The 9,203-nt window shown below is 65.1% G+C and carries 7 protein-coding genes and 1 pseudogene; 5 read left to right on the top strand and 3 right to left on the bottom strand.

The window, feature by feature from the left end:
- On the bottom strand, positions 1-960 hold a 960-nt coding region (locus EOA75_RS22980), incomplete at its 3' end, for an esterase-like activity of phytase family protein (RefSeq protein WP_127325236.1).
- Positions 961-1,204: 244 nt separating this feature from the next.
- A complete protein-coding gene (locus EOA75_RS22970; RefSeq protein ID WP_095783804.1) occupies positions 1,205-2,230 on the bottom strand; it encodes a LacI family DNA-binding transcriptional regulator in 1,026 nt (341 codons plus the stop codon).
- A 197-nt stretch (positions 2,231-2,427) separates the two neighbouring features.
- On the opposite strand from EOA75_RS22970, the gene EOA75_RS22965 reads away from it, so the two are divergent.
- The 5 genes from EOA75_RS22965 to EOA75_RS22945 all read left to right on the top strand — a co-directional run bounded on the left by EOA75_RS22965 (position 2,428) and on the right by EOA75_RS22945 (position 7,402).
- Positions 2,428-3,459 (top strand): Gfo/Idh/MocA family oxidoreductase, encoded by a 1,032-nt coding sequence (locus tag EOA75_RS22965; protein WP_127325235.1) that lies wholly within the window; start codon positions 2,428-2,430, stop codon positions 3,457-3,459.
- Positions 3,456-4,364, top strand: a complete 909-nt coding sequence (locus EOA75_RS22960) for a sugar phosphate isomerase/epimerase (RefSeq protein ID WP_127325234.1) — start codon at positions 3,456-3,458, stop codon at positions 4,362-4,364. Before EOA75_RS22965 ends, EOA75_RS22960 begins: the two co-directional genes overlap by 4 nt.
- Positions 4,365-4,457: 93 nt before the next feature.
- A complete protein-coding gene (locus EOA75_RS22955; RefSeq protein WP_095828976.1) occupies positions 4,458-5,471 on the top strand; it encodes a substrate-binding domain-containing protein in 1,014 nt (337 codons plus the stop codon).
- A gap of 84 nt (positions 5,472-5,555) precedes the next feature.
- The gene (locus EOA75_RS22950) at positions 5,556-6,350 is read left to right on the top strand and encodes an ATP-binding cassette domain-containing protein (protein ID WP_127325233.1); all 795 of its coding nucleotides are present in this window, start codon (positions 5,556-5,558) and stop codon (positions 6,348-6,350) included.
- Positions 6,350-7,402 (top strand): ABC transporter permease, encoded by a 1,053-nt coding sequence (locus EOA75_RS22945; RefSeq protein WP_095802684.1) that lies wholly within the window; start codon positions 6,350-6,352, stop codon positions 7,400-7,402. The genes EOA75_RS22950 and EOA75_RS22945 overlap by 1 nt, the downstream gene beginning before the upstream one ends.
- Before the next feature lie 42 nt (positions 7,403-7,444).
- Here EOA75_RS22945 and EOA75_RS22940 read toward each other — a convergent pair.
- Positions 7,445-9,136: pseudogene (locus EOA75_RS22940) on the bottom strand (3'-5' exonuclease); the annotation flags it as partial.
- Between the last annotated feature and the right edge of the window lie 67 nt (positions 9,137-9,203).

Below are 9,203 nucleotides of genomic sequence, written 5' to 3'. Positions count from 1 at the left end.
CTGCGCGGCCACTTTGATCTTGCCCTTGGCGTCCTTGAACACCGGCAGCGGTACGACATATTCGTGCGCCAGCTTGAGGTGGGCGAGGTCGGAGGCGTCATAGACCAGCGCGCGGGTGTTCCGGCGGGTCGAGCCGGAATCGCCGCCATCCTGGCGCGGCGCCGACTGCAGCACGGCGATCAGGAACTTGCCGTCCGGCGTCATCGACATGCCTTCGAGGCCTTGATTGTTCTGGCGGCCGGTCTCGGGATCCTTGGGATCCGGCTCGGCGGCACCCGGGCCAGGATTGTCGGAAGCGAAGTTCGGCTTGCCATGGCGTATCGGCACCAGGGCCGCCGGCGGCTGCGTCGCCGACATCAGGCGGCCGTCGGCCGAAAAGCGATAGATGTTGGGGCCATATTCGTCGGAAATGAACATGGTGCCGTCGGGCAGGCGCACGACCGCCTCGTCGTCGAGCGAAAGCTTGCCATTGTCGGCCTGCGGCAGGATCGGCATGTCGCCGGCAGCGGGGCGCACGCCGTTGAGCGGGTCGAGGCCGGTGGCGTCGGCGCCCTTGTCGTCGGTCAGGAGCATGGTGTCGACGAGCGTTGCCTTGACGCCCGACTGTTCCTGGCCGGCGGCGGGCGCCGCGCCCGGAGGGGTTGGGGTCAGCTCGATTGCAATGGTGTTCAAGCGGGGCCGGTAGTCGGTGGTGCCGGCGACGTTGTAGCCGCGGTCCGGCAGCAGCCAGAGCGAGCCTTTGTAGCCGGCGCCGTCACGCGCCCAGCTCTTGGCGTCGATTGCCATGCCGGAGCCCGAACCAAAGGTCTCGCCGAATTTGTCCTTCTGGCTGGCGGGGATGCGGCCAACGCCGACCAGCCCCTTGTTGACATAGCCAACACCCTCGGCGAGCGCAGGGCTCAGCACGGTGAACAGGGCGATTGCCGCGCCAAGCGCGACGGTTCGGTTGAGGTGCTTCATGATGTCCCCATGTGACGAGCAGAGCCGGAATGGCGTCACATCGGGTCTAGGACGCGAACATCATACTTGCGTGACAGGAGTGGGGCTCCTTCCTTCTCCCCATGTGGGAGAAGGTGGATCGGCGCGCAGCGCCGAGACGGATGAGGGGTGTTCCAGCGGAGCGAGACGTTGGCTTTCCCTGGAGCACCCCCCATCCGTCGCCTTCGGCGACACCTTCTCCCGCAAGGGGAGAAGGAGAGGGTGCTCAATCGCTCTCGCGCGCGACGAGCTCCAGCGGCCAGACTTCGCGGATCGTGCGTGGCCCCTCCGGACCGGCATGGGCCGGGAGTGACGCCAGCAGCATCTCGGCCAGCCGCCGGCCCATCGGCTCCAGCGCCGGACGGAAGGCGGTCAGCGTCGGCGAGAAGTAGCGGCAGAGCGGCGTGTCGACGATGACGATCACCGCGATGTCGTGGCCGGGCCTGATGCCCATCTCGGCCAGTGCCTTGCAGCCGCCGAGCGCCATCGCGTCATTGTTGAAGATGATGGCTGTCGGCCGGTCCTTGGAGAGCATGACACGCGGCGTCACCTGGTAGCCGCCGGTCTCGTTGATGAAGCCGTCGGCGATCAGGCCGGGGTCGACTTCGATGCCGTGCCGCTTCAGAGCCTTGCGGTAGCCGTCGAGGAACAGGTAGCCGAAGTTGAGATCAAGCGAAGGGCGGATGGCAGCTATGCGGCGGTGGCCGCGCGCAACCAGCCGGTCGACGGCTTCATCACCCGCCCTCTCGAAATCGATATCGAGCGAAGGATAGGTGTCGCCGCCGGATTGACTTCGGCCAAGCGTGGCGAAGGGAAAGCCGGCCTTGCTCAGATAGTCGATCCGATCGTCTTCCCGCCGTGTATTGGCCAACACGACCGCGTCGGCCCGGCGCGTCTCAACCACGCGGCGCAGCCGCTCCTGCTGATACTGGCCGGGCTCGCCCATGACGACCATCAGATCCAACTCATGCTCGGCGAGCCGCGCCTGCAGGCCGGTCAGGAACGGAATGAAGAACGGCTCGCCATATTGCTGGTCGCCGGGATGCGGTTGCAGCATGAAGGCGATCGAGCGGGTGGCGCCCTGGCGCAGGCTGCGGCCCGACTGGTTGGGCGAATAGTTCAGCTTCCTGGCCGCCTCGAGCACGCGCTGGCGCGTCTCCGCATTGACGTCGGCGCGGCCGTTCAGCGCGCGCGACACGGTGCCGATCGAAATGTTCAGGTGACGCGCGAGATCGTGGATGCTGGACGCCAAGGTAGGTTCTCCCCCTGACCTCGCTAGCACCGGCCGTCCTTCAGGCCAAGCAGTGCATGTCGATTTTCGCGAGCAGGTGATTGACATTCTACGCCATCGGGTGTGTTCTCGTAAACGTTTACGGAAAAACGTTTACGGTGAAGCCGGAAATGCCGTGACACTCGGCCTGGAGGGGCCGAGCGGAGGAGGAGCGCTGGATGATGAAGGTCGTCCTGGTCGGGTGCGGAGCCATGAGCAAGCAGTGGCTCGATGCCGCGAGGCAGATCGACGGGCTTGCCATTGCCGGCCTTGTCGATCTCGATGCCGATCGGGCGCAGGCGAGGGCGCGCGAGTACGAGCTCCCCAATGCCGTCATCGGCACCAGCCTCGATGCCGTTCTCGATCAGACCCGGCCCGATGCCGTGTTCGATGTCGTGGTTCCTGCTGCGCGGCGCCAGGTCGCGCTTTCGGCCTTTGCCCATAACTGCCATCTGCTCACCGAAAAGCCGCTTGCCGACAGCCCAGAAAATGCGCGCGCCATCATCGAAGCGGCGCGCCGCGCGGGGCGGGTCCATGCCGTGGTTCAGAACCGGCGCTATGTCGCCAATGTCAGGCGGATCCGGCGGTTCCTCGATTCCGGCGCCATCGGCAAGCCGACCAGCATCCATGCCGACTTCTTCGTCGCGCCGCACTTCGGCGGCTTTCGCGAGGAGATGCGCCACGTGCTTTTGCTCGACATGGCGATCCACACGTTCGACGCCGCCCGCTACATGGTCGCCGGCGAACCGGCCGGCGTCTATTGCCAGGAGTGGGAGCCTGCCAATTCCTGGTACCGTCAGGGCTCGTCGGCCAGCGCGGTGTTCGATTTCGGCGGCGGCAAGGTCTTCACCTATGCCGGCTCCTGGTGCGCGGACGGTTTCCGCACGAGTTGGGAAGGCAGCTGGCGCATCGTCGCCGAGCGCGGCAGCCTGTTGTGGGACGGGCATGACGGGTTGAAGGCCGAGGTGGTTGCATCCGGCCGCGACGGTATCATCGACAAGACCCAGTCGATCGAGGTGCCGGCGCTCGACGCGTCCGACAGAGTCGACGGCCATCTCGGCATCATCCAGGATTTCATGCGCGCGATCGAGACCGGCACCGAACCGGAGACGCGCGGCACCGACAACATCAAAAGCCTAGCCATGGTCTTTGGCGCCATCGAAAGCGCAGAGACCGGACGCCGCGTCGCAATCGCAAAGGAAACGCCATGATGCCGAACCCGCTTCTCGACATCAGGATCGGCACCATGGTGCGAGCCAATCTCGACGACCCGGCCGCCTATGTGAAACAGATCCTGCCGCTCGGCTTCGAGAGCATCCAGCCCTTTTTCTGGCAGACGCTGGGCGGCAAGGACCTAAAGCGCCTGGCGGGCGAAATCCGCGAAGCGATCGGCGATGCGGACGTCGCCGTCTCATCGATCGGCGTGTTCGGCAATCCGCTGGAGAACGGCGAGGTCGACCGCGGCGTGCTCGCGGCGTGGGAGACCGTCATCGACAACGCACATCTGTTCGGCACCACGATGGTCTGCGGCTTCACCGGCCGGCTGCGCGGCAAACCGCTGACCGACAGCCTGCCCCGTTTCCGCGAGGTCTGGGGGCCGCTGGCCAGGCACGCCGCCGACAAGGGCGTGCGCATCGCCTTCGAGAACTGTGCGATGGACGGCAACTGGGCGAGCGGCGACTGGAACATCGCCCACAACCCGGACGCCTGGGAGCTGATGTTCAACGAATTGCCCGACGACAATCTCGGGCTCGAATGGGAGCCCTGCCACCAGCTCGTCTATCTGATCGACCCGATTCCGCAGATTCGCAAATGGGCGCCGCGTATCTTCCACGTCCACGGCAAGGACGCCACCGTGCGCTGGGACGTGATCCGCGAGCACGGCGTGTTCGGACGCGTGCCGTTCGTGCAGATGCGCAGCCCCGGCTTCGGCGACAGCGACTGGACGCGGGTGATCAGCGAATTGCGGCTGGCCGGCTACAAGGGCGCCATCGACATCGAAGGCTGGCACGACCCGGTCTATCGCGGCGACCTCGAGATGACCGGTCAGGTGCGGGCGCTGGACTATCTGAAGCAGTGCAGGGGAGGAGCCAGCTACCTGCCCAATCCGGTGTGAGGACCGGCCGGCGGGAGGAGCCGGCCACCAAGACTACGGCCGAAGCAATCGTCGAAACCCTCTGTTGCGAGGGACCAAAAGGGAGGAACGTGCATGAGCATCACGACCAGAAGGACTGTTCTGCGCTCGACCGTCGTGGCGGCTGCCGCGGCGCTCTGCGCCTCGATCTCCACCTTGCCGGCAAAGGCGCTTGACGCCCAATGGTGCAAGGACGTCCATATCCGCTTCTTCGTCGGCGGCGCCGAGGGCGACGCCTTCGGCACCATCGTCTACAATGGCGCCAAGCAGGCGGCGGCCGATCTTGGGCCGAAGGTCGACTACATCTTCTCCCAGTGGGATGTCGAGAAGATGGTGCAGCAATTGCGCGAGGCGGTCGCGGTCAAGCCGCAAGGCATCGCCATGATGGGCCATCCGGGCGATGCCGCGATCATGCCGCTAGCCGAACAGGCGCACAAGGACGGCATCAAGATGATGTACCAGAACGTGCCGGTGCCGAAGGTGGTGGAAGCGTTCGGCGGAGGCTATGTCGGCGCGCAGCAGGAGCAGCAGGGCCGCGCGCTCGGCGCCGAGGCCTTCAAGCTCGGCAAGCTCAAGGCCGGCGACAAGGCGATCATGATCGGCCCGTTCGAGAACGAAAATCGCGGCGCGCGCGAGCGCGGCACGGTCGCGGCGCTGAAGGAGGCGGGCGTCGAGGTGATCCAGCTGTCCTCGCCGCCGAGCGGCGAATGGGCGTCCGACCCGAACCTTGCCATTCCGGTGATCACGGCGGCTCTGCTCAACCACCCCGACGTCAAGGCGGTCGGCTATCCCGGCGGACAGATGCTAGGCAACGTCGCCACCTATATGCAGGCGGCGGGACGCAAGCCCGGCGACATCTTCAACTTCGGCTTCGATACCAGCCCGCAGATCGTCGAAGGCTTCAAGGGCGGCTGGGTGCAGCTGACGGCCGACCAGCAGCCTTTCCTGCAGGGCTATCTGCCGATCTTGAGCCTTTGCCAGCAGGTGGTGCTGGGTCTGGCGCCGATGAATGTCGATACCGGCGCCGGCTTCGTCACGCCGCAGAATTACGAGATCGTCGCCGAGCTGGCCAAGCAGGCGCTGCGTTGACCTCCCAGGCGGTCGGTCGGGGTTGGGCCCGGCCGACCGGATCGCCGGCAAGCGGCCGATAACACAATTGGAAGCGAGGATCGCATGGGCGAACGCATCATCGAACTGCGCGATATCAAGAAATCCTACGGCCAGGTCTATGCGCTGGGCGGCGTCAACCTCAGCGTCGATCGCGGCGAGGTGGTCGGCTTGATCGGCGACAACGGCGCCGGCAAATCGACGCTGATCAAGATCCTATCCGGCGTGGTCAAGCCGACAAGCGGCGACATCCTCGTACGCGGCAAGCCGGTGACCGGATGGAGTGCCGCCCGCTCGCGCGATGCCGGCATCGAGACGGTCTTCCAGGACCGCGCTTTGGCCGTGCAGCAAACGATCGTGCGCAACATCTTCATGGGCCGCGAGCTGACCGGCTTCATGGGCTGGCTGAAAGTCAACAAGGAGATCGAGGAGGCAAGCCGGCTGATGCGCGAGATCGGCTTCACCTCGAAAGTGTTCACGCCGCATTCCATCGTCGGCCAGCTTTCGGGCGGCGAGCGTCAGGGTGTGGCGATCGCGCGCGCCATCTACAAGCAGGCGGAGCTGATCATCCTCGACGAGCCGACGACGGCGCTGTCGCTGACGGAGACCGCCAAGGTCTTCCATTTCGTGCGCCAGGTGCGGGCGAGTGGCCGCTCGATCCTGTTCATCGGCCACAACATTCATCATGTCTTCGACATTGCCGACCGCTTCGTGGTGCTCGACCGCGGCAAGGTGGCGTTGACGGCTGACAGCAGCGAGGTCAAGTCAGCCGACGACCTCATCAACTTTATGGAAGAGATCGCGCATCCGGGTGGCCTGCCAGGGCTACACGAGGCGGGCGGAGCGGAGCAGAGAGCGTGATGAGCAAGGCCATGGAACCCGATCTGCAAACACCTCTGGGAAGGGCAAGCGGCCCGACAGAATCAGGCAAGCAGTGGAGTCATCCTTCCGATCACTGGCTGCGCGGCTTCGTCCTCGACAATCGCGCGGCGCTAGGCACGCTCGCCGTGTTCATCGTCATGATGGCGATCTTCATGATCGCCAACCCGACCGTCTTCACCACCTGGTATCTTTACAGCTCGGTGCTGACGACGCTTCCCGTCGCGCTGTTCGTTGTCGTGCCGCTGGTCTTCGTAGTCACCTGCGGCGAGATCGACCTATCGTTCCCGGCGACGATGGGTTTCGCCTCATGGGCCTTCGCGATCGTCGTGCAGGCCGGCTACGATCCGTTCCTCGGCATCGCCGCGGCGCTTCTCACCGGCACGCTGCTCGGCTTCCTAGTCGGATCGCTGGTGGTCTATGGCGGCCTGTCGTCGCTGATTGCCACGCTCGGCATGAACTTCCTGCTGCGCGGGCTGATCCAGATCATCAACGAGGGCAAGTCGACGGCGCTGACCAATCTGGCCGACAGCTGGGCCTACAAGATTTTTTCCAGCCAGCTCTGGGGCATCCCGGTGCAGATCTTCTGGGCCATCGCCTTCGTCGTGCTGTCGGCGCTGCTCTACAACCGCCACCGTTTCGGCGCGCAGGTCAAGGTGGTCGGCGACAATCCGGACAGCGCCAAGCAAATGGGCATCGACGTCCAGCGCGTCCGGGTCAAGGTGTTCGTCTTCACCGGCATCGGGGCGGCGATCGCCGGCACGTTCTCGGTGATGATCAACTTCACCTGGTGGCCGACGGCGGGCGACGGCTATCTGCTGCCGGTGCTGGCATCGGTGTTCGTCGGCGGCACGCCGACCTGGGGCGGTATCGGTACAGTGGTCGGCGGCGCGATCGGCGCGGTCACCGTGTCGTTCATCCAGACCGGCGTCGTCGCCGCGGGCCTCAGCGGCTTCTACGTGCAGTTCTTCAACGGGCTGATCATCATCCTGTCGCTGCTCGGCCACAAATGGAACCAGGCGCGGTATCGCTGAGAGGCTGCGGTTTTCGGACGGTAATCCGTTGGCGGCCGCCGCTCAAACGCTGGTGACAAACCCGTCCAGCACACGTTTCTGGCCGGCCTTGTCAAAGTCGATGGTCAGCTTGTTGCCGTCGATGGCGGCGATATTGCCGTTGCCGAATTTCTGGTGGAAGACGCGGTCGCCGAGCTTGAATGGCGAAGGTGTGTCGGCGACCGATTTGGCGACCAGCTCGCCTTCGATGGTGCGGCCTTTCACCGAGGTGCGGCCGGCGCCATAGCCGCTGTCAGTCTCGCCATAGCCGATGCGTTCGACCTGGTGGCCGGAGCGTGTGCCCCAGTTGCGGTCGGTCGCTTCGGTGCGGTTCGCCTGCGCGCGCTGCCAGCCGGGCGTCGCATAGGTGTTGGAGAAGCTGCCGGATTTTTCCGCACCGATATTGTCGAAGCGCGAAGCGCCATAGGGATTCTGCCGGCCGCCGCCGCGGCCCGAGGCGAAGGAGCCGCCGCCATAGGGATTGCCGTAGCCGCCATAGGAATTGCCGCCATCGGCGACATCGACATGGGCTTCCGGCAATTCATTGACGAAACGCGACGGAATGGTCGATTGCCACAGGCCGTGGATCTGGCGGTTTGAGACGAACCAGACGTGCAGGTTCTTTTTCGCGCGCGTCAGGCCGACATAGGCGAGGCGGCGTTCTTCCTCGAGGCCGGAGCGGCCGCCTTCGTCCAGCGCGCGCTGATGCGGGAACAGACCTTCCTCCCAGCCGGGCAAGAATACGGTCTCGAATTCAAGCCCTTTCGCCGAATGCAACGTCATGATCGAGACCGCATCGAGCGATTCGCCTTGCTCGGCCTCCATGACCAGCGCGACATGCTCGAGGAAGGAACGCAGGGATTCATACTCCTCCATGGAGCGGATCAGTTCCTTGAGGTTCTCCAGCCGCCCGGGCGCTTCCGCCGAACGGTCGTTTTTCCACATATCGGTGTAGCCGCTCTCCTCGAGGATGGTCTCGGCGAGCTCGGTGTGCGGCGTGGTCTCCAGCGCCTTCTGCCAGCGCTCGAAATTGGCCGCGACCTCGCGGAGCGCGGCGCGCGGCTTCGGCTTCAGCTCGTCGCTTTCGGCGAGCGTCGCCGCGGCCTCAAGCATCGGGATTTGCATGGCGCGCGCGGTGTCGTGGATCTGGCGGATGGTGGCTTCGCCGAGCCCGCGCTTCGGCACGTTGACAATGCGCTCGAAGGCAAGGTCGTCGCCGCTGTTGGCGACGACGCGGAAGAAGGCCAGCGCGTCGCGGATTTCCAACCGTTCGTAGAAGCGCGGGCCGCCGATGACTCGGTAGCTCAAGCCGAGCGTGATGAAGCGGTCTTCGAAGGCGCGCATCTGGAAGGACGCGCGCACCAGGATCGCCATATCGTTGAGGTTGTGCTTTTGCCGCTGGTAGGCCTCGATCGCCTCGCCGATGGCGCGCGCCTCTTCCTCCGAATCCCAGGCGGCATGGACATGCACCTTGTCGTCCTCGGGGTCGTTGCGGTCGGTGAACAGCGTCTTGCCGAAGCGGCCCTCATTGTGGGCGATGAGATGCGAAGCCGCACCCAGTATATGCGCGGTGGAGCGGTAGTTGCGCTCCAGCCTGATGATGGTGGCGCCGGGAAAATCCTTGTCGAAGCGCAGGATATTGTCGACCTCGGCGCCGCGCCAGCCATAGATCGACTGGTCGTCGTCGCCGACGCAGCAAATGTTGACAGTGGATTGACGTCGGTTTCCCTCCCCCTTGAGGGGAGGGTGGCCGGGCGAAGCCCGGTCACCCTCCCCTCAAGGG

This window comes from Mesorhizobium sp. M1A.F.Ca.IN.022.07.1.1 (assembly GCF_003997575.1).
Classification (GTDB): Bacteria; Pseudomonadota; Alphaproteobacteria; order Rhizobiales; family Rhizobiaceae; genus Mesorhizobium.
The sequence above is the reverse complement of the archived record's forward strand: the minus strand, read 5'-3'. Positions and strand labels throughout refer to the sequence as shown.